The 23692-nt window shown below is 60.4% G+C and carries 41 protein-coding genes; 14 read left to right on the forward strand and 27 right to left on the reverse strand.

Annotated features, from left to right (window positions below; translation table 11 throughout):
- Positions 1-40: 40 nt before the first annotated feature.
- From FS777_RS18550 to FS777_RS18590, 9 genes are read right to left on the reverse strand one after another with little or no spacing between them, the layout of a single operon-like run.
- Positions 41-427 (reverse strand): hypothetical protein, encoded by a 387-nt coding sequence (locus tag FS777_RS18550; RefSeq protein ID WP_145256938.1) that lies wholly within the window; start codon positions 425-427, stop codon positions 41-43.
- Between the two features lie 2 nt (positions 428-429).
- Positions 430-1356: a DUF2184 domain-containing protein gene (locus FS777_RS18555; protein WP_145256940.1), complete on the reverse strand. Its 927-nt coding sequence runs from the start codon at positions 1354-1356 to the stop codon at positions 430-432.
- 12 nt (positions 1357-1368) lie between these two features.
- Positions 1369-1803 (reverse strand): DUF2190 family protein, encoded by a 435-nt coding sequence (locus tag FS777_RS18560; RefSeq protein ID WP_145256943.1) that lies wholly within the window; start codon positions 1801-1803, stop codon positions 1369-1371.
- Positions 1804-1806: 3 nt separating this feature from the next.
- Entirely contained in the window at positions 1807-2913 is a 1107-nt protein-coding gene (locus FS777_RS18565; RefSeq protein ID WP_145256946.1) for a DUF2213 domain-containing protein, read from the reverse strand.
- A gap of 3 nt (positions 2914-2916) precedes the next feature.
- The gene (locus tag FS777_RS18570; protein WP_145256949.1) at positions 2917-4002 is read right to left on the reverse strand and encodes a hypothetical protein; all 1086 of its coding nucleotides are present in this window, start codon (positions 4000-4002) and stop codon (positions 2917-2919) included.
- Entirely contained in the window at positions 3995-4375 is a 381-nt protein-coding gene (locus FS777_RS18575) for a hypothetical protein (RefSeq protein WP_049696226.1), read from the reverse strand. The genes FS777_RS18570 and FS777_RS18575 overlap by 8 nt, the downstream gene beginning before the upstream one ends.
- Before the next feature lie 12 nt (positions 4376-4387).
- Entirely contained in the window at positions 4388-5746 is a 1359-nt protein-coding gene (locus FS777_RS18580) for a DUF1073 domain-containing protein (RefSeq protein ID WP_145256952.1), read from the reverse strand.
- Positions 5746-7032, reverse strand: coding sequence for a terminase large subunit domain-containing protein (locus tag FS777_RS18585; protein ID WP_145256955.1), 1287 nt, complete (start codon positions 7030-7032; stop codon positions 5746-5748). The genes FS777_RS18580 and FS777_RS18585 overlap by 1 nt, the downstream gene beginning before the upstream one ends.
- On the reverse strand, positions 7019-7564 hold the full coding sequence (locus FS777_RS18590) for a terminase small subunit (RefSeq protein ID WP_145256958.1): 546 nt from the start codon (positions 7562-7564) through the stop codon (positions 7019-7021). Before FS777_RS18590 ends, FS777_RS18585 begins: the two co-directional genes overlap by 14 nt.
- A gap of 75 nt (positions 7565-7639) precedes the next feature.
- Between FS777_RS18590 and FS777_RS18595 the strand changes: the two genes are divergently transcribed.
- Complete coding sequence (locus FS777_RS18595; protein ID WP_145256961.1) at positions 7640-8128, forward strand: hypothetical protein; 489 nt, start codon at positions 7640-7642, stop codon at positions 8126-8128.
- Between the two features lie 41 nt (positions 8129-8169).
- On the opposite strand, the gene FS777_RS18600 is transcribed toward FS777_RS18595, so the two are convergent.
- The 17 genes from FS777_RS18600 to FS777_RS18675 form a co-directional block, all read right to left on the reverse strand.
- The gene (locus FS777_RS18600; RefSeq protein WP_145256964.1) at positions 8170-8544 is read right to left on the reverse strand and encodes a phage holin family protein; all 375 of its coding nucleotides are present in this window, start codon (positions 8542-8544) and stop codon (positions 8170-8172) included.
- On the reverse strand, positions 8534-8935 hold the full coding sequence (locus FS777_RS18605) for a putative holin (protein ID WP_144188813.1): 402 nt from the start codon (positions 8933-8935) through the stop codon (positions 8534-8536). Before FS777_RS18605 ends, FS777_RS18600 begins: the two co-directional genes overlap by 11 nt.
- Positions 8936-8972: 37 nt before the next feature.
- On the reverse strand, positions 8973-9230 hold the full coding sequence (locus FS777_RS18610) for a hypothetical protein (RefSeq protein WP_145256967.1): 258 nt from the start codon (positions 9228-9230) through the stop codon (positions 8973-8975).
- A gap of 134 nt (positions 9231-9364) precedes the next feature.
- Positions 9365-10054 carry a hypothetical protein gene (locus FS777_RS18615; protein WP_145256969.1) on the reverse strand — a complete coding sequence of 230 codons (690 nt, stop codon included), beginning with the start codon at positions 10052-10054 and terminating at the stop codon, positions 9365-9367.
- Positions 10055-10169: 115 nt separating this feature from the next.
- On the reverse strand, positions 10170-10769 hold the full coding sequence (locus tag FS777_RS18620; protein ID WP_145256974.1) for a recombination protein NinG: 600 nt from the start codon (positions 10767-10769) through the stop codon (positions 10170-10172).
- A 196-nt stretch (positions 10770-10965) separates the two neighbouring features.
- Entirely contained in the window at positions 10966-11127 is a 162-nt protein-coding gene (locus FS777_RS21470; RefSeq protein WP_178091293.1) for a hypothetical protein, read from the reverse strand.
- Entirely contained in the window at positions 11124-11594 is a 471-nt protein-coding gene (locus FS777_RS18630) for a hypothetical protein (protein WP_145256980.1), read from the reverse strand. The genes FS777_RS21470 and FS777_RS18630 overlap by 4 nt, the downstream gene beginning before the upstream one ends.
- Positions 11594-11722 carry a hypothetical protein gene (locus FS777_RS21760; protein WP_255326967.1) on the reverse strand — a complete coding sequence of 43 codons (129 nt, stop codon included), beginning with the start codon at positions 11720-11722 and terminating at the stop codon, positions 11594-11596. Before FS777_RS21760 ends, FS777_RS18630 begins: the two co-directional genes overlap by 1 nt.
- On the reverse strand, positions 11719-11943 hold the full coding sequence (locus FS777_RS18635) for a hypothetical protein (protein ID WP_145256983.1): 225 nt from the start codon (positions 11941-11943) through the stop codon (positions 11719-11721). Before FS777_RS18635 ends, FS777_RS21760 begins: the two co-directional genes overlap by 4 nt.
- Positions 11940-12206 carry a hypothetical protein gene (locus tag FS777_RS18640; protein ID WP_145256986.1) on the reverse strand — a complete coding sequence of 89 codons (267 nt, stop codon included), beginning with the start codon at positions 12204-12206 and terminating at the stop codon, positions 11940-11942. Before FS777_RS18640 ends, FS777_RS18635 begins: the two co-directional genes overlap by 4 nt.
- Positions 12206-12403 (reverse strand): hypothetical protein, encoded by a 198-nt coding sequence (locus tag FS777_RS18645; RefSeq protein WP_145256989.1) that lies wholly within the window; start codon positions 12401-12403, stop codon positions 12206-12208. Before FS777_RS18645 ends, FS777_RS18640 begins: the two co-directional genes overlap by 1 nt.
- Positions 12400-13161, reverse strand: a complete 762-nt coding sequence (locus FS777_RS18650) for a replication protein P (protein ID WP_145256992.1) — start codon at positions 13159-13161, stop codon at positions 12400-12402. Before FS777_RS18650 ends, FS777_RS18645 begins: the two co-directional genes overlap by 4 nt.
- The gene (locus FS777_RS18655; RefSeq protein ID WP_256675201.1) at positions 13158-13922 is read right to left on the reverse strand and encodes a helix-turn-helix domain-containing protein; all 765 of its coding nucleotides are present in this window, start codon (positions 13920-13922) and stop codon (positions 13158-13160) included. Before FS777_RS18655 ends, FS777_RS18650 begins: the two co-directional genes overlap by 4 nt.
- 11 nt (positions 13923-13933) lie before the next feature.
- Entirely contained in the window at positions 13934-14602 is a 669-nt protein-coding gene (locus FS777_RS18660) for a Rha family transcriptional regulator (RefSeq protein ID WP_218570386.1), read from the reverse strand.
- Between the two features lie 179 nt (positions 14603-14781).
- Entirely contained in the window at positions 14782-14994 is a 213-nt protein-coding gene (locus FS777_RS18665) for a hypothetical protein (protein ID WP_027916432.1), read from the reverse strand.
- Positions 14995-15012: 18 nt separating this feature from the next.
- Positions 15013-15222 (reverse strand): hypothetical protein, encoded by a 210-nt coding sequence (locus tag FS777_RS18670; protein ID WP_014859732.1) that lies wholly within the window; start codon positions 15220-15222, stop codon positions 15013-15015.
- A gap of 29 nt (positions 15223-15251) precedes the next feature.
- On the reverse strand, positions 15252-15449 hold the full coding sequence (locus tag FS777_RS18675) for a Cro/CI family transcriptional regulator (protein WP_027916433.1): 198 nt from the start codon (positions 15447-15449) through the stop codon (positions 15252-15254).
- A gap of 116 nt (positions 15450-15565) precedes the next feature.
- On the opposite strand from FS777_RS18675, the gene FS777_RS18680 reads away from it, so the two are divergent.
- From FS777_RS18680 to FS777_RS18745, 13 genes are all read left to right on the forward strand, one after another.
- Entirely contained in the window at positions 15566-16369 is an 804-nt protein-coding gene (locus FS777_RS18680) for a LexA family transcriptional regulator (RefSeq protein WP_145257002.1), read from the forward strand.
- 446 nt (positions 16370-16815) lie between these two features.
- Positions 16816-17124: an outer membrane protein assembly factor BamE gene (bamE, locus tag FS777_RS18690; RefSeq protein ID WP_145257008.1), complete on the forward strand. Its 309-nt coding sequence runs from the start codon at positions 16816-16818 to the stop codon at positions 17122-17124.
- Positions 17125-17581: 457 nt separating this feature from the next.
- On the forward strand, positions 17582-17737 hold the full coding sequence (locus FS777_RS21475) for a hypothetical protein (protein ID WP_172402815.1): 156 nt from the start codon (positions 17582-17584) through the stop codon (positions 17735-17737).
- 438 nt (positions 17738-18175) lie between these two features.
- Positions 18176-18427: a hypothetical protein gene (locus tag FS777_RS18695; protein ID WP_256675202.1), complete on the forward strand. Its 252-nt coding sequence runs from the start codon at positions 18176-18178 to the stop codon at positions 18425-18427.
- The gene (locus FS777_RS21970; RefSeq protein WP_145257011.1) at positions 18424-18633 is read left to right on the forward strand and encodes a DUF551 domain-containing protein; all 210 of its coding nucleotides are present in this window, start codon (positions 18424-18426) and stop codon (positions 18631-18633) included. Before FS777_RS18695 ends, FS777_RS21970 begins: the two co-directional genes overlap by 4 nt.
- Positions 18634-18653: 20 nt before the next feature.
- On the forward strand, positions 18654-19076 hold the full coding sequence (locus FS777_RS18705; RefSeq protein ID WP_145257013.1) for a hypothetical protein: 423 nt from the start codon (positions 18654-18656) through the stop codon (positions 19074-19076).
- Positions 19073-19267 carry a hypothetical protein gene (locus FS777_RS18710; protein ID WP_145257015.1) on the forward strand — a complete coding sequence of 65 codons (195 nt, stop codon included), beginning with the start codon at positions 19073-19075 and terminating at the stop codon, positions 19265-19267. Before FS777_RS18705 ends, FS777_RS18710 begins: the two co-directional genes overlap by 4 nt.
- Positions 19264-19485, forward strand: a complete 222-nt coding sequence (locus FS777_RS18715) for a hypothetical protein (RefSeq protein ID WP_145257017.1) — start codon at positions 19264-19266, stop codon at positions 19483-19485. Before FS777_RS18710 ends, FS777_RS18715 begins: the two co-directional genes overlap by 4 nt.
- Positions 19482-19661: a hypothetical protein gene (locus FS777_RS18720; protein ID WP_145257020.1), complete on the forward strand. Its 180-nt coding sequence runs from the start codon at positions 19482-19484 to the stop codon at positions 19659-19661. Before FS777_RS18715 ends, FS777_RS18720 begins: the two co-directional genes overlap by 4 nt.
- Positions 19662-19947: 286 nt before the next feature.
- Positions 19948-20760 carry a PD-(D/E)XK nuclease-like domain-containing protein gene (locus FS777_RS18725; RefSeq protein ID WP_145257023.1) on the forward strand — a complete coding sequence of 271 codons (813 nt, stop codon included), beginning with the start codon at positions 19948-19950 and terminating at the stop codon, positions 20758-20760.
- Complete coding sequence (locus FS777_RS18730) at positions 20757-21584, forward strand: hypothetical protein (protein WP_145257026.1); 828 nt, start codon at positions 20757-20759, stop codon at positions 21582-21584. Before FS777_RS18725 ends, FS777_RS18730 begins: the two co-directional genes overlap by 4 nt.
- Positions 21581-22087 (forward strand): hypothetical protein, encoded by a 507-nt coding sequence (locus FS777_RS18735; protein ID WP_145257029.1) that lies wholly within the window; start codon positions 21581-21583, stop codon positions 22085-22087. Before FS777_RS18730 ends, FS777_RS18735 begins: the two co-directional genes overlap by 4 nt.
- A 250-nt stretch (positions 22088-22337) precedes the next feature.
- Entirely contained in the window at positions 22338-22850 is a 513-nt protein-coding gene (locus FS777_RS18745) for a hypothetical protein (RefSeq protein WP_145257036.1), read from the forward strand.
- Between the two features lie 17 nt (positions 22851-22867).
- Here the strand turns inward: FS777_RS18745 and FS777_RS18750 are convergent, their stop codons facing one another.
- Positions 22868-23605, reverse strand: coding sequence for a DUF5677 domain-containing protein (locus FS777_RS18750; RefSeq protein WP_145257040.1), 738 nt, complete (start codon positions 23603-23605; stop codon positions 22868-22870).
- Positions 23606-23692 lie beyond the last annotated feature (87 nt).

Here is a 23692-nt window from a genome sequence, read left to right on the forward strand (position 1 = left end):
GAATAAGTGGGCGCCGGATTTGCCGGAACGCCCGGGGTTGTTACGCGTGCTTAGCCAGCTCGGCCTGCAGCTCTTCCAGGGTCACATCGTCGCCGACCTGTACGCCCTTTTCCTTGAGCTTGGCGATGGCGTCAGCCTTGGCCTTGCCCTCGGCTTCTGCCAAGCGCTTTTGCAGGGTCTCGACCTTGGCATTAGGGCCGATTTCGATACCCAGCTTCTTCAGCTTGGCCCGCAGCACTTCCGTGTCGTCCTGGCCATCGTCAGCATCTTCGCTGACTGCCAGCAGGCCCTGCTCTACCAGGCCAGACAGCACGTGGTGGGCTTTGATCTTGCCCCACCCTGCGACCTCGACTTCTTGGCCGGTAGGCAGCACCGACCCATCGGGCAGGTGCAGCGCGTTGACGGTGTTGTTGGTCACTTTGGCCATGATCAGATCCCATCCCCGTACTTGACGAGGTTCGGTTGGCGAATATCCAGGCCGCCCAGGCGGAAGATGCCAGGGATTTCCCAGCGCAGCGGGCCGGCCTGGAAGGCAGGCAGGAAGCGGTGAGGCATCGGGATGTGCATCTTGAGCACCTTGGGATCGCGACGGTACGCCACCATGCGGGCGGTACCGCCGGAACCGGCGGCCAGCAGGCCGTTGATACCGCGAATCATCAGTGGGCGGCCGGTGGTCTGGGTGTAGATGTTCGCCTGCATGATGAACTGCAGGACCGTCATGGTGGTGTTGGTCATGACGGTCTGAGCCAGCTGCTGGAGCTTCTCGAACGGGAGCAGCAGGGTGTCGGCAATCGACGTGTACTGCGTGCTCGAGTAGGTCGGCATCAGCACGGCGTTGATGTCCGCGATCATCTGCTGTGGGGTCGCAGCGGCCCAGTTGCCGTTAGGCACGACGATGGCAGCCACGTTGCTGTTGGCGATCAGGCCCTGGAAGCCCTTGCGCGTATCGCCGCGCAGCGCGACGTTGTCGACCATCTCCTCATAGGCTCGGCGAGCAGCGGCGGCGTCTTCGGCTTGCAGCGGCAGGCCCAGCATCTGCGCTTGGCTGATTTCTTCCAGGCCGAAGCCGTAGCCGATACCAGCGGTGTACACGCCAGTCTCGAACTTGCTCCGCTCGGAGCCAGCGCGCGGGATGTCGTCGGCATTGCCGTTGATCCAGTCGGCTTTACCGAACTTGTCGCTGGAGTAGTAGGTGACGGTCTTCACCCACTCGGGCGCGCTGTTGTCGACCGGAATCAGTTCGGCGTACTGGATGTCGCCGTACACGATCTGGTTGACCTCGCGCTCGATGTGCGTGGTCTGGCTGAGCACGAAGCCAAGCGCAGCCTGGGCATCGAGCAGTTTGATTTGCGACATGCTAGACGCTCCTTACTTGATGAAGATATCGGCCAAAGCGCCCGCAGCAGCGGACGTCTCGAAGCGCGAATTGGGGATCACGGTGTTGCCGGTCGCCACGTTGGTGAAGGCTCCGGCGGCGGTCACTGCTACAGGGTCACCGGCCACAACTGCTACTGCGGCAACCACGGTGATCGGGCCCTTTCGCAGGATGCGGGCCGACTCATAGCGGCTGAACTTCTCGCCTACCAGCACGGAGCGGTCGCGAGTCGCCACGCCCAGGAAGCCGGTGCCGGCGAACGGGATGCAGCCCTTGTCATTGGAGCCCTGAGCAACGGCGGTGCCGAATGCGATGCCGTCGGTGTTCTCGACGGTGCGCGAGATCAGGTCTGCTTGCTCCATCTCAGGAACATGGCCGGCCTTCTTGCTCGGGATGTTGGTGGTGTAGTTGGTCTGGATGGCTGGCATGGATCAGGCCCCCTGTTGAACTGGAGTTTTCCAGGCATTGGCGGTGCGCTGCTCGTAAGCAGACTGGCCGTTGTCATGGATGCTCTGTGGCTTGCCATCCTGATTGCTCAGGTGCTGGCGAACCGGGTCTTTGGCGGCTTCTTCGGCCAAGATGTCGAAGCGGGCATCGACATAGGCCTCGGCCTTGCCTGCCACTGCGGCATCGCCCAACTTGGCGACGACCACGGCTTTGCGAATCTCGGCATCGCTCTTGCCGGTGTAGTCGCCGTCGGCGATGGAGCGGGCCTTGGCGATCAAGTCGCCCCTGGCCTTCACGCGCTCGTCGATCTGGGCGTCGGTGATCTGCTTGCCCTTCAGGTCGTCGATTTCGGCGTCCTTGCGGGCCAGCTCGGCATCCTTGGTAGAAATGGCAGCCGCATGTGCCGCCTCGGCTGTGCTCAGCTTGGTGGCTGCGTCAGCCAGGCGGCCTTGCAGGGTGGCGATGACGACAGCGCCCTGGTCGGTTACTTCAACCGGGATGCCGTCGACGGTAACCGTCTTCAGGGTCATGGGTTTTTCCTCGGGGGTTGGGGTGTGTTGTGGCCAGGAATCGCCAATGCTTGCCCGGCTGCCGGCGCGCCCTCGCTGAACGATGGCGATGTGGTCGGCGATGATGTTGGTCTGCTTGGCCTGGTAGGGTGTGCCGTCACCAGCAATGCCGTCTTCCCAGACGAGCTCGCAGCTGTAGCCGACGCTCAGCTCACGCTTGCCGGCCTGCACCGCTGACACGGCAGCACCGTCGGTGATCTTCAGGCCGATCTTCAGGTACTCGCCGTCACGCAGCACGTCATCGCCAGTGGTGCCGACTGCGACCTGCTTCCAGTTGGCGGCGGTAACGGGTTGCGATGGATGATCATTGGTGATCGGGATCTTGGAGAACGTGCTGAGCGAGGCCTTGGCGAAGACCTCGGCCTCGTCGCGATAGACGTTCACCACGTTCAGATCCGGCCTACCCACCTCTCGCCCGAGGTACTGCTGCACACCTGTGCGTGCAGTGAGGGCAAAAGCTTCCAGGTAGCCGGAATCGCTCAGCTTGGTGTCACCCAGGCTGACTTTGTCGGTGATGTGCATGATTTACCTCAGGGCAACTACCCGGCAGGCGATTGTGAAGCTCGCGCCCAGGGCCAGCAGCGGCGCCGAGAAGGTCACGACGATGGTATTGGCGGCGGTGGCCACCACGTTGTGGATGGCATAGCCAGCAGGCAGCGCAGCGGTCGGGAAAAGCAGGATGTCGTCGCCAGCCAGTACGCCTGAAACGGTCAGGGTGACGCTGCGCACGCCGGCCGACAGGGCTACAGTGGCGGTCTGGGTCACGTTGACTGTGCCAAGCGCTACCTTGGGCGACGGGCCGGTGATAGCTGACAGCAGTACTAGGTCGGCCCAGGTTCCGCCGACCTGCCGCCACTGGATGGCCGTGCTGGTCTTCTGCAGTTCGACCGACTTTCCATTGGTGCCCATCAGCGAAGACACAGCGATGAGGTTGACCCAGTCGGCGCCGATCTGGCGTGCCTGGATGTAGCCGCCTGCGACTTGCACCTCGACAGACTTGCCGTCGGCGGGCGGGTGCGCGGCCAGGTACTGGGCTGTAGCCTGCTGTACCTGAGCGTCGGTAGCGTTGGCGCCGTCCCGCACAGGATGCGCTGCCAGATATGCCAACACGGCGTCACTGATCTGTGCCTGGGTGGCGTTCTGACCATCCTTGGGCGGGTTCTTGGCCAGGTAGGTAGTAACTGCCTGGCTGATCTGCTCAGGCGTTGCATTCTGTCCAGGCGCTGGCGGGTTGTCTTTCAGGTACATGCTCACCGCAGCAGCGATCTGCTCGGGCGTGGCGTTGGTGCCAGGGCTGCCCCGGTTGAATGCCTGGTAGTCGGCATACGTGCCTTCGTGGCCGTTGTCGAGCCACAGCTGGTAGGCCGACTTGCCGGGCGCACCAGGCGACTCCATCACCACTTGCTCTTCGCTGATGGTGGGAGAGAAGTCCTGGGCCTCGTCAGGGTCTGATGTGTAGCCGTTGGGGCCGACGTACATACCCTGCGTATCGGAAATCGGAACGGTCATCGAGCCCAAGACCTGCAGCATGACCTTGTTGCCCTGATGCACCGAGCGCAGCACGGGCAGACGGGTCAGCACCTGGCCTGGCCCTGCTTTGATCTCAGGCACTTGGGGACGCTCCGTAATAGGCGATGTTGACGATGGCGCCGGCCTGCTGGCCGATCAGCCGCATATCCAGCATGACCGCGTCGTAGACCATCGACTCACCGATACTTAATGGCATGCCAATCGACTGGGTCGGGTCGGCACCGTCATCGCGGTATCGAACTGGAGCGCCTTCGATCTTCATCAGGGCAACGATGGTACCGGCAGGCGGCACAGGTGCAGCTGACACGCTGTCGGCGGGCACAGCCATCTGCTGGTAACCCAAGGCATACAGCTGGCGGGTACCGGCGTAGGTGCCGCTTGGGCCAATGAGCATCACCGGCACCACCTCTCGCGGGCCGCCGTCTCCGATCACTGTTGGCAGGATGTCTGGCATATCAACTCCGTGTCATTGCTGCTGCGTTGGCTGCGCCTTGGGCTGCTGGGCGACCTGGTCGGCCTCGTCGATCTCCGGGTCTTCCTCGTCAGGCAACTGCGATCCGTACTCGGAAATCGCGGCCTCCAGCCCAGGCAGAACGCTTTCCTCGACCAGCACGTTGGTGGCGGCCTTGCTCAGCGCTTCTTCTGGGAACAGACCCGATTCCTTCAGCGTCTTGATCGTTTCCGCGGTGCGCTTGCCGTTTTCCGACTTCTCGGCGGCTGTCGGCTGCCACAGGGGTAGCCAGGCGTAGTGGATCTTCGGGTCGCGCGCGCCGAGGGCGGAACGAATCAAGCACTCATCGAGCGTGGACAGTGCGGGCCGCATATCCAGCTCCTGCATGGCCTGGATGCGGTCGTAGTAGTTGCGCAGGTCCGATTCGCCCGTGCTGCTCATGCCGGCCGGGGACTGGCCCGCCAGGCGCGTCAGGGGTATGTCAGCTGCGCCAGCCACTGCCTGGAGAAAGCGGTCGATGATGTCCGGCAGGCTGCCGAAGCTGGCCGACTTGCTGTCGTACTCTTCCTGGGCGTCCAGCAGTATCTGCCCGTTGATGCCCTTGGCCATCGCAGCAAGCCTCAGCCGCTCGAGCACCTGGTTCTTGTAGGCAGGGTCCTGCAGCTGATTCATGAAGTCCGGGATCTTGATCACGTCGACCTTGGCCTCGAACACCAGGCTGGCGACGTTGCCCATCGTGCTGTCCGACTGCTTAATCGTGTCCAGGATCGACTGCAGCACCGAGTCGCCCCAGCCGTACTCGACGCCGACGTCCAGCTCAGGGTCTGGCAGTTCAGCGCCGATGAAGATGATCAGCCGCGATGGGTGGACCTGAATCTGGCTACCGGTGAGCGTGTACCACTTGGGCCGGTCGAACAGGTCCGATTGAGGGTCTTGCTCGATGTCACCCGGGGCCAGCTTGCGCTTGCTCATGACGGTCAGGTACTTGATGCCGCCCTTCCCGATCCTCTCGGGATTGAGCGGCAACGCGGTATCCCGATCCCCGGTTCCGATGTAGATGGCAGCACCGCCGAACAACCGAGCCCGCGTCATGGCCTGCTTCACCTTCCGGCGAACGTCCAGGCGCTTCTCCTCGGCCTCAAGCTTCTCGATCTGGTCCTTGCTGGCCTGCCAGCCCCGCCAGCGCCGTGTGGCGTCCAGCGGTGGGATATCGACGATCTTGCGCGGCAGCCATGCCCCACGGTAGGCGTTGCTCAGTTCCTGCTCGCTCAGCAGCGTGGGCGCGTAAATCGAACTCGACGCCTTGTCGCGATCGGTACCCAGGTTCGCCACCAGGTTGACCAGCTTGTCGCTGAAGTATCGGACGACGCCCATTAGGAGACACCTGCGAGGGAGTACTTGGTGATTGGGTACTCTTTGTGGATGAAGTAGCCGCCGGCATCTGGCCGGTGGTCGTTGCCCTGCTTCTTGTCAGGCTCGCCGTTGGTGTCCCAGATCTGCTGCTCGAGGTCTTCGGCGTAGGTCGGGCACTTGTCGGCGTTCACGCGGTATCGGCGTTCGCCCTTGGCGTTGCAGAACATGGCGTTCATGGAGTTGATGCGGTCTTTCACCGGCGGGTTGCTACCGGGCGCCGAGACCATGAAGCCCGCCTGCTTGAGCAGGGAGATGTCGGTCTCGCTAGCCTTCACGGACTTGCGCGAGTCGCCAGAGGCGTCGGGGTAAACCCGGATCTGCCGCGTGCTCCGGTAGTCCGTGCCGTCGTAGAGCCAGTAGCGCTCCTTGATCTTCTTGATCATGTCCGGCGTGTCGTAACCGTTGATGATCTCGTCGACTGCGTGCGGCAGGCCAAGGCGCTTGACGTGGACGACCGCTGACATCTTGCCGACGTTGAAGTCCATGCCGATGAACAGGACCTCGCCAGGCTGGATGGTCTCCTGGCTGGCGTTGAGCTTACGGTCATAGGCTGTGTAGATCGTCCCGGACGTCAGGTTGACGAACTGGCCATTGAGGTAGGCCATGATCAGCTGCTCGGGGTACGAATCCATCAGCGACGGTATGTAGTCGGGCGGCAGGTTCAGCTCGTTGTCGAACGTGCTGGCCTGCACCAGGCCGTACATGGCGTTCAGCGCCGGTTTGTCGCGTAGCTGCTTAACGAACTGCTGGTAGACGAACTTGAAACCCTCTGGGGTAGTCGTCACGTCCACGCCGTTCTTCAGTCCGTCGACCTTGTAGCGCATCCGGGCGATGATCTTACGCCAGGCGTGCTCGGCCTTGAGCTTGGGCAGCACATCCAGCTCATCGACCAGAGCGTGCCCGATCTTGAAGCCCACGATGGTCTGCGGCTTCTCCATCGAGCGGCAGATGGTCGTGCTGCGGTACTGTCCGCCGCTGTAGAACTCGACCTCCTTGTCGCTCTCCTTGGTCTTGACCTTCAGCCCCCAGTCGAACGCCACTTCCTCAATGGTCGGGAAGAAGATGTCGCGTATCTGCGGGTAGGTCGGGGCGAAATAGCCAGAGTCGATGCGCGGCCACTCCCACACGTGCTTGCACAGCGCTGCGCAGCCAACCCAGGTCTTGCCCGAGCCAAACCCGGCCACGAAGCCGCGAAACTTGTGCGGCATGTTGATGAATTGCGACTGCGGGACGTTAAGGGTTGGCATCTGGCTTCCTCGCATCCCGGACAATGACCTCTACCCGTTGAGGTATGAGCCCATCGTCACCGCCACCATCCTGAATGCGCTTTATCTCTGCCTTCCGCTTCTCTACCTCAAGCCGCTTGAGCTCAAGGTCGAGGGGGTCTTTCTCAGAAAACAAGTTCAGGTGCTTGCCCAGCAGCTCCAGCCCCTTGAGCACGTTCTTGGCGTCGAACTCGAAGGCTGGGGCCAGCTCACCGGTTGGTGTCTCTACGATGATCTGCTCACCGGACCGATCCAGCACTGGCGCAACCTGGCGGCAGCGCTCAACGACCTCAACGATCCCAGCCAGCACGTAGTCCTGGGTGATCGCTGTTCGCTGCGACCTCTCCTGAGTGGCTTCCCTGAGCGCTTTTTCAATCTCAGGTTTTCTCAGGTTCTCCTGCCCGATGGATGCGGCTGTCTTCTGACTGTACCCTGCACGAATCGCGGCCTGCGTGGCATTCAGATCTTTCAGGTACTCCTCCACGAAACGCTGCTGTTTTGCTGTCAGCGCCATAGGGAATTCCTTGAGACTTGGGTGCCTCGCTGGGGCAGTATTAAAGGTGATGTGAATTTTACTGAGGGACTAGGTATGCAGTTCGCTTCTGTTGCAAAGGCGTCGGTCCTTGCACTCGCCATTGCAGCCGTCTCGGCAGCCGGCTTTTCGGCGGTCAGATCCGGCCTAGACGTCTATCAAAAGTCCGTCGAGTTTTCACAGGCTCAATGGGACAAAAACATAACCATCAAACCCGATCACGCGACGCCTGATGATCAACTGCTATCTGCAGCAAAGTTCATCTATGCATGGGCTCTCGGAAAAGACAGCCTGTACTACAGGCTAGACCCTGGGAAAAGCAGCCCGCTGGATGCCCTCCTGGCGGCTTCGGATGCCTGCGCGCGAGTGCCAAGCCAATATCAGGACGACCAGGTAGCAACCCTGGTTATTCGAGTTCCTGAAGCGCCTTGGGAAGCGCGCCAGCTAGCCGAGATAGTGAGGCGGCACGCAATCGCCTATACCATAGACACCGGATCTGATTTTATTGAGATCCCGTTTATCTTCATGGGTCAATCTGAACCCTGAACCCGGCGCCACGAAACGGCGCATGTCGATTTTGTGGCGCGCTACCTCACCAACCGATCAAACCGAGGCGGGATCAGCTTGGCCATGTTCCCCCGTGAGTACACGACGAAGAACATGAAGCCAACCATGCAGATGGTTAGCGGGAACTGAGCCAGGGCCAGGAACGATGTGTAGTTGACGGCGATGCGGTAGGCCTCGGCCAGGTTCGCCCCCGCCAGCATCCCGGCCATCAGGCCTACGAACTGACGGTGGCGGTCGGTCTTCTTCCGGTACCCGGCGATGATAAGGAAGATCACCAGGTGGCAGATGCCGCGTGTGGTCAGCAGCACTTCCGGGGCTACGGCCTGAACCCAAGCGAAGATCCCATGCATCCAGGCAGACAGCGTTTCTATGATGGTGCTCGCGTCATCCTTCATCTCGCTTACCTCGCAGTAGGCCGGAAGGGATGAAGCGCTCGAAGAATTCTACCCAGGCAGGCTTCTTCCCTCCTTCCGACCACGCTTTGAGTGATCCGAACATGGTAGAGGCCAGTGCTGAGATGACCAGGGCCACGCCAGCAGCAACCACGTTGTACGGGTAGAGGATCAGTATGCCCAGGCCAGCCAGGTAGCCAGCGATGAACGAGAAAACGGCGTAGAGGATCTTCGACCCCCATTTCAGTTCGGCAGTGGAGGCCAGGAAGGCACAGCACCCGCCAATCGCGCCCATGATGATTACGTGGTCAATCGGTATCTGTGTGGCTGACACGACGCCAGCGCCTGTTGCCGCACCGACTATGATCGCGCTTGAAATCCCATCTGCGCTCATAAGCTCTCCCGGTGGGCGGTGGTGATGATCGCCAGCCCTACCATGAGGCCGGTGGAATCCATTCGACTCCCAGGAGCCTCGACAAGATGGCGAAGGTGAGCAGCGCAGCACCTGAGCAGGCGGCGAACTCGAGCATTCGGGTGGCGATCAGCTGGTCTTCCTCGCTGGGCCGTTTGAGAGCCTGGATGAAGATGAACGTGGCGAAGAAGACATTGCAGCTGATGTCGCGATGCATGACGTAGTTGAGCATCGCCAGCCCAAGGGCCAGCAGACTCCAACAGGTTGATCGAGTCACTGAGCCTCCGGGGACTCTTGAGGGCCTCTCGGGGCAATAAAAAACCCGGCGCGAGGGCCGGGTTCTGTTCGTCAATCCTCAACACACGCAGGAATGACAGGATGAGGGAATAATGTTGCACGGTTGCGCGGTTGTCAAGCCGCTTCTGCCATCAAAATGCCTTCGTCCTCCAAAATCTTGGCAGATGCCGCCAGCGCCTCGACAACCATCTCATCCAGCACCTTCTCGATGGCCTTCTTCCATCGCCAGTAAGTGGTCCGGTTCAGACCCTGGTTGTCCCACGTGTTGATGTCGTAGAACTCTGCAGGCAGCACGATCATATCGGTTGAGCGCTTCACGTACTGCTCGCGGCGAGCCTGGCCGGCGTCCTCGGGCATGTCACCACCAGCCAAGTGCTGAACAACGCCAACATGCAGCGACTCGAACTCTGCGCGCTCTCGGGCAGTACGGCTGGCTACCTCATGTCCCGACTGCGCCTGCACGCCCTTCACGGGCGGGATGGCCCAGGCCGTCACCGCCTTGTACCGGAACAGGTTCGGCGCCTGGGTGGCGATCAGCGGCACCAACTTGCCGATCGCATCCACCTTCTTGGCCTTGTGGGTCGAGAACCTGGCCGTAAGGGCATTCCAGTGCCGCGGGATCAGCTTGCTGTGCAGGCGGGCATGCACCCAGCAGTCCAGAAGCATGGCTGCATCCTTGCCAGTGACCTCGCCTTTGAGCTTTGATGCCTGCACCTTCGGCTCGAAGTCGCCACCCCCTACTCCGCTCATGGCCTCTGCCGCCAGGGCGCGAACGATTGCTGCCAACACGCTTTGGTATTTCATCGGCCCTGCTCCTTCTTGAGGCGAACTTGGATAGATCGGGCGTGCAGTGCACAACATGTTGAGATGACGCCAATGGCCAGCAGCAATGCCCAGGCCGTGTCGCTGATAGTCCAGGTCATGCTGCTGCCCTCTTGAGGTCACGAAGTTTCTGGCGGTACAGGGCCTTGATGGCCTGCAGGTCTTCGATGGTGTAGCGGCGCGGCGCCTGGTCGGCCTCGAGCGCTTCGACTGCGGCCAGACCAATGCGCTGGATCAGCCCCAAGCGGTACTCGGCCACGTTCCCGGACAGGTAGCGGTTGTCGTGTTTGCTTTGTGCGTGGCAGTTGCTCTCGTCGAAGCGCAGGTGCGGCGCAGCACCAGTGCTGCGATAGTGCCCGGCATCTACGGCATTACCGTTCCAGTCCAGGGGTCGCCCGCTGGAGATGCACGCATACCCCGCCAAACGGTCACGCTCGCGGATGTAAGCGTTGAACGCGGCTTGGGCCTCCCGTAGGTGCTCACCCTTCGTCTTGAGCTTCTCGCGACGCTCCTGGAGGTCCTGGCGCTTCTGCTTGGTGATGGCCTTGGCCGCGACCTTCTGCAGCTTCAGGTCTTTGGCCATGGCCAGGGCACAGGCCGGGCTGCAAACCTTTTGCGTCGATAGCATGGGCTTGAAGCGCTGGCCGCAGCCTGGCGCTTTGCACTTCTTCGGCTTCGGTGTTTTGAGGGCGGTCATTGGTACACGCTCCCAGGCTGGCCAGGCTCGTTGCTGCCGGTGCAAGCCAGATCATGATCGCTTGCATGGGGGCAACGCTTGCAGCCGCACACCGGGCACAAAATCATCTTTGTGAACGACAGCGGTACCCAGCCTAACGGGCCTTCCATGCCCAAACGGTGCTCTTTGATGCAGCGGTGGCATTCGCATTGATGGCTCATACCTCGTCCCCCCACTTGTAGAACACACCACCCATGGCAAGCGCGGTACCGAAGATCGTCCAAAAGGCCGGGCCGTTCATGTACACGCCGACCATTGCCAGCTGCGCTGCAAGCGCGCCGCCCAAGAGCGCAGTGATCGCTGAATATCCATGCTTCATGCCGCCACCTCGCCCACCAGGTCGCCGAAGAAAACGCCTCTGGGTGTGAACTCGGCCAGGATGCGGTCGGTGTAGGCCACGCCCTGCGCGCGATTGAACAGGCTGGTCACCGGGAAACCGTCTGGGCCAAACAGCTTGCACTCGCCCATCATCGCCAGCTTCTCCTCGTACGGTAGGTGGCGCATGACCCGATACCAGGCCTGCTGGAATTCGGCGTCTTCGTTGAGCAGGATCTGCACGCCGATGTGCAGCTTGCAATAGCGCCGGGCGTCGGCCGCGTCACCGATCTGGGTCATCTCCGCGATGCGCTTGTAGAACGCGAACCACAGGGCGTTCTGGTCCAGGGTGCGGTCCTTGCCAGGGCGCAGGCTGACCACCACGAATTTATTGTCGCGAAACATGCTGGTCAGCTTGCTGATGGCCTCGGAGAGCCTGGTGGTGCTGTTAACGCTGATCTTGTCGGTCATCACGCCACCTCACACTCAGGCCAGATCAACTGCGCCTCACGCAGCGCACCCGCACGGTCCAGGCTCTGCTCCATCAGCACCATCTGGAAAGCCTTGGGGCCTACGATTACGGTCCATACGCGTTTCATGGGGTCACCTCCGGCATTTGCCAAAACGAGCCTTTATTGCTGACCAGCCCATCCTTTTTCAGGCGCTGCAAGGCAGCCGAAATCTGCTTGACCGTGAAATCTCTTCCCTTTTTCGAGAGCTGATGCTGGAAGTGCTGGGCAAAGCCTGGGGCATCCTCAACGCAATACATCACGCAGTACTCGATGCTCTGTGGGGTATCGATCCAGTGATAGCGCCTCATGGGGTCACCTTCAGGCCTTGGGCCTCAATGGCTGCCAAAACATCCGGCGCGTAGTACATGTACCCCGGCTCCTCGCCAGGAAGCACGACAGCCACCGCCTCGCGGGAGGCCTGCCAGAACAGCCAATAACACTGCGCCGCATAGTTCAGGTACTCGCCGTCCTCACCTTTGGCCAGGTGGCCGGCGAATAGGCCGCCCTCTGGGCTAAGCGCGAACTTCTCGAACTGCTCGCGCACGCTGTCGCGCACCTTGTTGGTGTCCATCAGTGCTTCTCCTGCGCGTGCCACTTGGCCTTGTATTCGGCGATGAAGTCGGCCGGGAACTGCGACCGCCACCCGCACCGACACTTGAACTGCTCGCCATCCCAGGAGGTGCGCGGCATCAGGTGCGGGCAACGCTCACCACCGCAGTACGGCGAGTAGCCTTCTCGGGTCATCAGGTTTTCTCGAACGAGGCTCACACCCCCTCCCCGGCCGGCTGCCCGGCGCGCTTGATGTTCAACTTGGCCAGCAGGTGTGCACGGCATGCGGCGGCGCTGGCTGGGATCTGTTGCAGGTCCAGCAGGCGGGCCTGGCGTTGGCTGGCGTACTCGTCGGCCAGCTGCGCGGCGCCCTTCTGGCTGTCGTGGCCGATGCCGGTGGCGATATCGCCCAGAGGCTCGCCGGCAACCAGCATGCGAATGGTGATGTCGTAGGCCCGGGCGAAAACCTTCTCGGCCCGCTCCACCTCCATCGATCCCAGGTTCTGCGCCTCACACTGCAGAGCCGCGTGGCGCACCGCTGCGTGCGTCCAAACGCGTGACCCTGCCCTGCTGGGGTGGAAGTTCTCCAGCGCCTCTGCCAGGGCCCTCGCAAGCGGCGGAATGCCCATCTCCTCCGGGGTCGGCTGGCACAGCTTGATGAACTTGCCGCTGCTCGGGGCGAAGTCGGTGCCCAGCACCCGGCACTTCTGGATGCCGAAGCGGATCTGCTCGAGCGTGTTGATGCCAGCGGCGACGAAGGACTTGATCCAGCTGCGTTTGGCAGCCTTCAGCGCGTCATCGTCCGGCCAGGCCTGCTTCCACGCTGGGAAGATGGCCTGCAGCTCCTTGAACAGGGCGTTGACGACCTCGGTGGTGCCAGGGTCTAGCTGCTTGGCCGGGGCGTGCACCTCGGCTGGCAGGTTGCCGGTCTTGGCCATGATCTGCGTCACGCTGCGCAGTTTTGGTTGTGCGCTCATAAGGACCCCAGGTCGTTTGCCCAAGTTGTGTCGTCGAAGTCAGGGCCGCTGCGGCGCTGGCCTTGCTGGGCACCCGGCAGCACCTTCTCCGGAAACAGGCCGGTCCAGCCGTTGCTGATCGACTGGTTGATCACGGCCTCAGGTGCGTGGTGCTTAGCCAGCTGGGCGGCCTGGCGCTCGCAGGAGGTCTTGGTCATCCGCTTGCCAATTTCCTTGCGGTGCTGGCACCAATCAGCCCATACGGAATCGCTGACGTTTGCCGGCTTGGCAGTCATCGGATCGAACTTAGGAGCCTTCTTCGGAGCCGCAGGAGCGTCAGCGACTGCCCCCCTCGGTTCTTTGATGGTTCCTTGATGGTTTATTGATGGATTGGGTGCAGCTCCTGCACCCCGTTCTGTCGTGGTTTGCACCCCGTTCTGTCGTGAGCTGCACCCCGTTGTGTCTTCATTTGCACCCCGTTCGGAACCGGGTGCAGCTGTTGCACCCCGTTCTACGCACAGGTCATAGACGGTCGGACGGCGGTCGTGACGGTCGATATAGGCGCCGGCAATAGCCTGATTTCCAAGTCGAATCACCCCGATCTCCAGCAGGTGGTCGAGCTTGTACTTGACCGTGCGGATGGACAGCCCGGTGTCATCGCTGATGCTGGCCGAGGACGGGAAAGCCCCTCGACCGTTCTTGTCGGCGTAGTTGGCCAGGACCAGAAGCACGTAGCGCGCCGTGGCGTCCACGATATCGCGCTGTTCCAGGGCCCAGGACATGGATTGGACGCTCATGCCGAGCCCCCGAACGCTACGCTCAGGTTGATGGAGTAGACATGGTCCCAGGCAGCAGCAGGCCAGGCGACCACCTTTCCATAGCGCGGGCACGGCACCTTCTCTGGGGTGATGCCGTTGTCCTTGCAATATTTCTTGAGGGGGCGGAATCCCTGCTTGCCTAGATGGATGCCCAGCGCCGACTCAACAGCGGTAACGGTGGCATGGCGCGTGTTTCGACCCAGTTCGGCTTCCAGCTGATTGGCTCGGCGCACGGCGGCGGATGCGGTTGCCATGGCGGTTGCTTCGCGGCGACTGCCGATCTCGGCCTTAGTGGCGACTGCCTGGTCGCGCTCGGCGGTGATCAGCAGCTTCTCCTGTTCAGCAGCCATTGCTAGCTGAATCAGCTCCATGCGGGAGAGCTCGCGGGGCTGGGCAACCTGGGCCTCCAGCTCGCGCCAGCGCTTGATTACGGCCATGCGCATTGCTGCGCTGTAGCCAGTGAGCAGGCAGTCGGTGTGCTCGCGGTCGAGCAGGTACTCGGTCTGCTGGCGGTTCTGGCCATCGAGGTAGGTGCATCCAGATTTGGATGGATCTTCGCCAAGGTCGGCGAGCATCTTTTCGATGTCTCGCTTGACGTGGAAGTGCTGCTTCCCGGTCAGGACGGCGATTTCACGCGAAGACATCGTGCGCGCCACGAAATCGTGGTTCGCATTTTGTGGCGCCGGCATGTTGCTGGGTTGTAGACTCATGTTCTGCGTATGCATATAATTGGTCTCAGTTATGTGTTGCAGAGAGCCGGGCCGCAATCCCGGCTTTTTTGTGCCCGTAAGAAGCCCGAAAGAGGGCCTCTTTCTTTTCACAATCAGGGAACATCGAGGCCCTTTTTGTGCCCTACCAGCCCCAACACCGGGGCCTTGTGTCGCATTTGTCTCAATTGCTCCTGGACCGCGAGTGAGCGACTCATCTCCAAGTACTCCTCCGTCGATCTATCCAGGCTCCAGCCAAGGTCGGCAGCCAGCTGTCGAACCTCAGCCTTCACCTCGATTGGCAGCAATTCGAAGGTGGTTTCAGGCATAGGCCCTCCATAGGGGCTTCAGGCCGTCTTATCCTGCTCACCGGCACCGTTCATTTCTCGGAGCAGATCAGCAGCGCCCAGGCGACGGCCAAGATTGGCCAGTTCGTGCACGTAGGTAGCGAGCTGCATGCCGGCCATACGTGCTTCCATGCGCAGCTTTCGGACCTCTTCAGGCTTCCAGCGCGACTTGATCACTTCGCTGCGTTTGTTGGCGGGGTCCAGGTGCATTCAGGGATTTCCTTGTGATTGAAGAATGGTTACGCAGCCGACTTGCGAGCAGGTATTGGGCGAATCTCATTCGCCTCGATGTGCCCGTCGTCATGCATCGTGATTCGGATGTCTCGCTTGGCGCGGAACATTTGGGAGACGGCGCTTTGCTGAATCCCCAGAGCCTTGGCGAGGTCGCTCTGGGTTCCATGCCCGGCCAGGTATTCCTCAAGGGAAACAGTGTTCATCTGGGCTGCCTCATGGGGGTTTTGTCGGATATTAGCACTGCTGTTTTACAATATTCAAGGACAAAGAGTAGCAGTGCTGTTTGCTTAAGAATCAGCTGTGCTACTAAATCACGCGCATGAAGAAACCCATCAGAACCCCTTTGTCTGCAGAGCAGCTTGCCGATGCCAAGCGGCTGCATGACATCTACAAAAAGCGCGTCAAGGAATCTAGGGAAGATCCAACCAAGCCGTCCTTGACCCAGACCGAGGTCGGTGAGCGATGCGAATGGAAATCTCCTCAGAGCACTGTCAGCCAGTACATGACTGGGAAGGTAGCTTTGAATCTCGATGCGCTCGTGAAACTGTCCGAGGCTCTAGATTTTGAGCCGGCCGAGGTAAGCCCTACTCTTGCCGCGGGCATCAGAAGAGTTTCAGCTGCACAGCACATGGATCATGAGGCACAAGCCGCCAATTCGCCCCTGCCTGAATCGGCTGATGTTCCTCAGTCCGAAGATGAGCGCTATGCATTCGTTCCGCAATACGACGCAAAAGCAGCCGCGGGCCTCGGCAGCGAGAACCCTCACGTAGAGGTTCATTCCACATTGGCATTCAAGCGCGACTGGCTGAAGTCAAAGGGCGTGAAGCCTGAAAGCCTAGTGGTGATCTACGCCGAGGGGCAAAGCATGTGGCCGACGATCAACAGCGGAGACGTGCTGCTGGTCGACCAGTCGAGGATCGAGCCAACTGATGGCCAGGTGTTCGTGCTAGCTGGTACCGACGGTGCAATCGTGAAGCGCTTGATTCAGGGGCCTCTCGGCCAATGGACCTTGCGTAGCGACAACGAAGACAAGGACGAGTATCCAGATCGGTCCCACCTGCGCAGCAAGGGGAACGAGCATCGGATCATAGGAAAGGTAATTTGGAGAGGCGGAGACCTCTAAATTTTGATCATCATCAAGGAGAAATGATGTCACGCATGATGCTTGCTTTGCTTTGCTCCACCATCACACCTTTAGCTTTTGGGGATACCTCCCTTTACGTTCCTTCCGACTCCAAGGCCACATTCACGGTTCTGGAGCGCAGTGGCTCTGGCAATGAGAGGACGATCACAACGAAACGCGTCGGATCGAGTGGAACCTCTTATTCTCGTCGGCTCTACAACTGTGCGGATCGCACTGTGAAGTACTTAGGCAGCGGAGAAACTCTCGAGCAAATGAACGCATCGCAGCCCGATCCGCGGATGGGCCCTATCGTCTCTGGGTCGATTGCTGATTACGTTGGGGATGAAGCTTGCCGTTAACGCAAAGCCTTCATCAAAGGTTTTGATGGCTGCTGGCGGCTCAGTCTTGAGCGCTAGTGTCGATATCAACTTACAGGGAGTTCATCCATGATCCGCTACGCCCGACATCTACTATTTGCAGCCATGGCAATGGCTCTGGTTGGCTGTGCAGGCACTCCATTCACTTTCGGGCAGGCCAGCCAAGTCAAGGTTGGTATGACCGAAGATCAGCTTTACGAGATCATGGGCAATCCTTACATGGTCGTCTCCCAGGAAGACGGGCAGCGTTTCATCTACACGCACGCCACAGCTTTTGGCGGCGCCAAGTCAGTCTCGTTCGAGACAAAAGATGGGAAGGTGACCAAGGTCCCTTACATTCCCAAGGACTACATCGCCAAACCAAGCCCGGATGAGTGATCTGCCTATCCCCTAAAGCCCGCCCAGTGCGGGCTTTTTTGTGGGCGGCAAAAAAATATCAGCACTGCTGTTGACTCACAAATAACAGCAGTGCTACTTTTAATCCATCGAGGCACTACACAGCCCCTCGACAGGCCCTCAAGCCGACCGCTCTTTACACATCGATGGGAACCTCGCAGATCGATCCCGGCAACGGTACAGGGCGAGCAATAAATTTCGATCTCCATGCCAGCTCTGGAACTGGCCAGCTCGAAATCAGGCGGAACGTCAGCACGGCAGAAACACAGGCCGGGCCACGGGAAGCGGATGGAGGGTTGCGCTGCAAACGCTCCCTGCCGGGATGCCCTTAGAACGGGCGTCTGCACCTGGCAAAGCGCAATCAGTGAGGAAACACAGATTTCACTGGCTGGCCTTGGCGACAGGGCCAGACGGGAAATCAAACCAGCGGAGCAAAACCATGAGCATCACGAAAGAGCAACTGATCGAAAACATCCAGGACTTCTTTGGCGATACCAGCCTGCCGCGCTCCGAGGTCATCGACGGATTGGAGGAGGCAGCAAGCATCATCGAGATGCAGCTGAATGCTATGGAAGAGGAAGACGCCGACGATTGACTCCCTGACAGCCGGAAAGACGGCCCGATGCCCTGCTCCCCATCGCAGGGTGCATCGGTGAGCGATCTGTTGAATTCAGTAGGGCTCTCCCCGGCGCCGGGGATGCCGTAAAGGGCCGACCCTTGTCAGGCGGTTCCGCTGATACCGGTGTTCCTGGGTGGTTCGACTCCATCCGCAGATCGTTCACCGATGCAGAGAAGCGCCCAGCTGAGGGCGCGGTTAACGAAGCACCTGTGGACGTCCCTTCCCTCGCTCCGGGGGTAAACGAATTGCGCCGCTGGATGGGTCCACGCCAAGCCAGCTGCCGGGGTAGCGCCCGGCATCTGCATCACCCCTTCCCTTCACATCGACCGCATTGGCAGGCGCCAGGCCACCTTTCACGGTGGGTTTGGTCACCTTCGCCTGGCTCCTGGCCAATGCGGTCCAGAGGATCACTCAATGAGCGGAATGAGCGTTTCCGGCCAGATCATGATTCAAGAGCCTGAGGCCGGCGGATTTTCGGCCCATGTCTACCCGACGCGCCTTGATGCGGCCATTCAGTTGCTGCGCGTGATGATTCGCCGCGCCACTGACGAGCAGCAGGCCATGGATCAAGTCGAAAAGGCCGTAGCTGAGCTTATCAGCGAGGAGCGGCACGATCTGGATATGGAAATGGCAACCGAGCGCCGGCGCTGTGGTGAAGAGCCATGAGCGGCTGGATCAAGCTCCTGGACAGGATTCCAGATCAGGGCCAGCGCGTACTCGTGTACTCGTCTGATCTCAGGGTCATGTCCGGGCAGTACTTCATGCACGAGCCAGGAATCCACGACGGCGACACTGGGTTCTGCGATGAGAACGGAGACGACATTTTCCCCGTTACCCACTGGCAGCCCCTCCCTTCCCCACCCACCGAGTAACCCACCACCTGGAGGCGACCATGTCCGCACTTCAAGCAGCACAATGGCAGTACGACAACCAGTTGCCTCCTGAGGTGAGTGAAACGCCCCAGGAGCGCGCAGAACGTCACTGGATCGAGGAAGGCATCGACCAGCTGATGCGCGGCGCGGATTACCTGTTTCAGCGCCGTATGCGCCCCCAGCAGGGCGTAACGCAAGAGCGCTTCGCCGAAGCCGTGGACGAGTTCGCTATGGGCCAGCTCGGGCTACAGGGCGCGAGCAAGTCAGTGCTGGGCAGGCTGGTCCTGGCTGCCCACTTCAAGATCGGCAGCGAGGCGCGTACAGCAGCCGACGAGCTCATGGCGGTACCGAATACCGACACTGTGCTGCGCGAGATAGCGCGCACCCTTCTCCAGCCATTGGTAAAGGACGGTTTGGTGGCCCAGGCCGAGGATGAGCTATGAGAAGCCCCCATGTGCTAATCGACGAGGAGCTTGACGCCCTCGCCGACCCAGCCACGCCGATCGTCTGCTCTGCGCTTGTCCAGCGCACGCTCACGGAAATGATGAGCGACCAGCGCATCACCATCGAAGAGTTCAACCACTATTGCGGGCGCCTCAACAAGATTGTTGATGGGCGCAAGGAGGTCGCGTGACTACTCCCATTTTCCCAACGCTCATCGATGAGCAGATCGCCGAGCTGCCCGAGGCACTGGCTCTGCCCAGAGACCGCGTTCTGATGCTGTTCAAAGGCCCGACTCTCTTCGAAGCCAAGCAGGCAGCAGCAGAGGCATTCATCGAGAACCCCGAGGCAATCACCAAAAGCTGGTGGATGTGCGGCGAGTGGACGGTTGGATATGAGGTGCGGGCATGAGCGAGGTCTGCCTGCTTCTTGATATTGATTTCTTGCGCGATGACGCTGTGCGCGAGTCGTTGACTATCAACATAGCCACGACTGGTTGCCTGCCTTCTGATGAGGCTCTTGCGGAGATTATACAGAAAGAGGTCATTGCCCACCTTTCTAAGCATCCATGGGTGACTCAGCAATGACCCGCTACCAGCGCGCCCGTCGCCTGGTCATCTGGCGCGGCTCCTTCTCTGCCCTCTTCGCCTGTACCGCCTTCATGCTGGCCAGTGCTCTGGCTGGCAGCATCACTTCCTGAATCACGTAGCCGAGCACGGCGGCCCTTCGGGATAACCGTACCCTTCGGGAGCGTAAGCGGCCGAGAGCGCGCAACCATCCACCGCAGCCAGGGCCTGGAGCGTACCTCCGTGCCTGGGTGACCTGGCATTCCCTATTCCAACTGACGGCGCCGGCCTGGCGCGAGGTTTTCCTATGCAACCCGGCTACTACCGCGACCTCAGCAACGAGGCGTACCACAGCGGCGAAGGCGTGTCCAAGTCGCAGCTAGACCTGATCGCCAAGGCCCCGGCCTTGTTCCAGTGGAGCAAGGCGGCGCCGGAAGATCCCGAGAAGAAGAAGGCGCTGGACCTGGGCGACGCAGTGCATGCCCTGCTGCTTGAGCCGGAACGGTACGCTGCCGAGTACGCAGTTGGGCCCGCTGATGCGCCGCGAAACACGAAGGCCGGCAAGGAAAAGTGGGAAGAGTTCGAATCCACGCTCTCCGGCCAGACCGTCCTGTCGGCAGAGGACGGCAGGAAGATTGGCCTGATCCGCGAAAGCGTCATGGCTCACCCGCATGCCAGGTTCCTGCTCGAGACACAGGGCGACGCCGAGGCCAGCATCTACTGGAACGACGATCGAGAGGGCGTGCTGTGCCGCTGCCGACCAGACAAGACCATCGAGCGCCTTGGATGGATTCTGGACCTCAAGACGACCGCCGACATGAGCAAGTTCGCCCGGTCTTTCTACGACTACCGCTACCACGTTCAGGACAGCTACTACAGCGACGGCTACGCAGCGCACTTTGGCGAGGCGCCGGCCGCGTTCGTGTTCCTGGTCGTGAGCACCAGCATTGAATGCGGCAAGTACCCGGTTCGCCTGTTCACTATGGACTTCGAAGCCAAGGCCGCAGGCCGAACCGAGTATCACCGCAACATCGAAGTCTACGCCGACTGCCTTCGACACAACGAGTGGCCGGCCATCGAAACCCTCACGCTGCCCTACTGGGCGAAGGACAAGCTATGACAGAGGTAAACCCATTCGCCCCACGTGGCATGGCGGAGCACGTCAACCACGGCACGGTGAACATCGAACAGAGCCGGGCCGTCACCGAAGCCCAGGGCAAGCTCCTGCTGGCCAAGCGATTCCCGCGTGATGAGGCCCTGGCCTACAGCAAGATCATGAACTCATGCAGCCGGCCAAGCCTGGCAGCTTCCGGCGAGTACGCCTACCCGCGGGGCGGACAAACCGTATCCGGCCCTTCTATCCGCCTTGCCGAAGAGCTGGCCAGGTGCTGGGGCAACATCGAGTACGGCATCCGCGAGCTGAGCCGTCAGCAAGGCAACAGTGAGATGGAGGCCTATGCCTGGGACCTGGAGACGAACACTTACTCGTCGCAAAAATTCACCGTTCGCCACATCCGTGACAAGCGCGGCGGCGGCCAGGCCCTGACTGAAGAGCGCGACATCTACGAAATCACCGCGAACATGGGCGGTCGCCGCCTACGTGCACGATTGCTGGCCATCCTACCGCCGGATCTGGTCGAGGCTGCCGTTTTACAGTGCCGCAAGACACTGGCCGGCGATAACAGCCTGCCACTTGCTGACCGTGTTCGCGCCCTGGTCGACGCATTCGCCCAGCAAGGCGTGACCGAGAAGCATCTGCGCGCCTATCTCAACAAGAGCCTGGACGAGATCCTGCCCGAGGAAATCGCCTCTCTGCGCGGTGTGTTCAACAGCATCAAGAACGGACAGGCGGCTGTCGGTGATTTCTTCTCGATCAAGCCGGCCGAAAGCCAAACCGCAGACCTCAACGCCGCCCTCACCGAGGCGCAAAGGAGTGAAGGGTGAATCCAACAATCGACCTGGAGGCCGCAAAAGCGGCCTTCTTCGCGTCTGGCGGTCAGCTTGTGGTGCTGGAGGGCTTCACCTACCAGCCGCTGCCGCAACGCAAGCACCCCGAACCATGCCGGAAGAAACGCAAGGGCCCGCCGCCCGTCCAGAACGGCACGCGCCAGGAAATGGCCATGGCCCGCGCAGATATGGTGGCGAAGATGGCCGAAACCATGACCTGCCGAGAGGCCAGCCTAGAGCTGAATGTGTCCCAGTCATCACTGTGGGACATGGCGAAGCGCTACGGCTTCAAGTTCCTCCCAGGCAATCGTGGCAAGAACACGGAAACGCCAGAAACAGAGGATCGCGATGCCAGGTTGGCCGAGCGCATTCTTGCCCTTCGTGATGTTGGAGTATCGAGGTACGCCGCCGCCCTCAAGCTCGAGATCGGCCATTCCACCTTGAATCGCATCGTTGAGAAGTTCGACATCGACTTCCCGCGTAAACGAACCAGGAGGTAGCCATGCAAAGCAGAAGAAAGCAAGTCTTCCCCCTTCCGTACTACCAGGGACGCACCGCCCGAGCCGCTGGCCGGTGCCGAGCCTCCCAGCCATACCCCGAAATGACAGTCGACAGCGCCTGGTGGCTTGGGGGCTGGCACGACTGCGATATAGAGCTTACCGATGAACCGAAGAATCACCCGATCGCTACAGCTGCACAGGCGGCGTGAGCAATTCAACCTACCGCCCAGCGGATTGAAGGAGTTGCCGTATGGCGATGACGCCGCAAGAGCGCGACAAGCGCCGGCGCGAGAAGGCCGAGCGCTTGCAGGAAGAAGACCTGCGCTTGAAGGTTCGACCAGGGACTAAACAGGCCCTGCAAGAGCTGATGGAGTGGGCCGGGATCGAGGAACAGGGCGAGGCGATGACGCTGATGATTCATCACATCGAAGCGCTCGGGCATCACGCACTGCTCCGGATCGCGCGCCACGAAATCGAAGCACACCGGAATGTGGCGCGCACTGAGCCGCTGCGGCTGTCGGCCAGGAAACGAACCGGCCAGAACCTGCGCGCCATCTGCGGCTGGGCTGACGCTACCTACAGCCAGATGATCGAGGCGCTGATCCACGGCATCCACGCTTTGGGCCGGCTTCACGCGGCGAAGTTTCTCACCCCGCCGCGGCACGAGATCAGCATCTCGCCACGCCTGGCCCTGGCCTTCGACCGGAAGAGCATGCTGATGATCCAGCAGGATCCCGGGGACGAAATTTTGAAGCCTCGGTGACGCTGCGCAAACTACTGTCATTCGTCGAATATGAAATTCTCACGCAACTTTATACTTGATACATCAAGACAAACCTTAATTAGCCCTAGGGTGAACTCCAAATGATAGTCGGTCGGCCCAGTAATGAGAGCTGGTACGTCATCCCTCATCAAAATGGAGGAATCCATAGAGCGGAAGGTGGCATGGCTCGCAACCCCAGAAAGGCCCCGGTATATGGTGTCGTACAGCGGGATCAAATCTGCGACGCCAGCGGCGTCAAAACACGAAAATCCCGCTCCGCCCCCATCTGCCCGGCGACTTACCTCATTCAAGTCCGCAATGTTTTGTTCGGTTAGCCCTTTGCCTGACAAGGAACGGATCATTGCCTTCGCCTGTTTTGCCTCAGCTATGTCTCCCTCTCTCGCAATTCTGAAAAAAACCGAAGGATCATTGATAAGCGCGCCGGCGTAAAACAGTGCTTCCACAGCAGAACGGGTTAAGGTCTGCGCGTCAACCACTAGCCCTCGCTCGCAAAGAATAATCGCAGCCTGACAGCTCCGGACAGTTCTTTGAAGAAAGGTCAAAGAAGCAATCATATGAGGCTGACTTAGGTCGGCACCAGCGGCCATCATGAGTTGATACGCCGAGTCTGATGCAGTCTCAGCATCAAAAAATGATTTTGGATACTTGTCGCGCTGGACAGCACGAAAAATCTCAATTTCAGCGGATAGAAAACCTTTTTCAGCTAGGTCTTCCCTGTCATCAGGTTTATCCATTCGTTGCTCCGGCTTCAAGTCGCTGGTCATTTTCAAGTCTTCAACCCTCAAAATATCACAGTCGCATCCAGCCATGGATGGCGGCGC

Origin of the sequence: Pseudomonas sp. DE0157 (assembly GCF_007678615.1) — a bacterium.
Classification (GTDB): domain Bacteria; phylum Pseudomonadota; class Gammaproteobacteria; order Pseudomonadales; family Pseudomonadaceae; genus Aquipseudomonas; species Aquipseudomonas parafulva_B.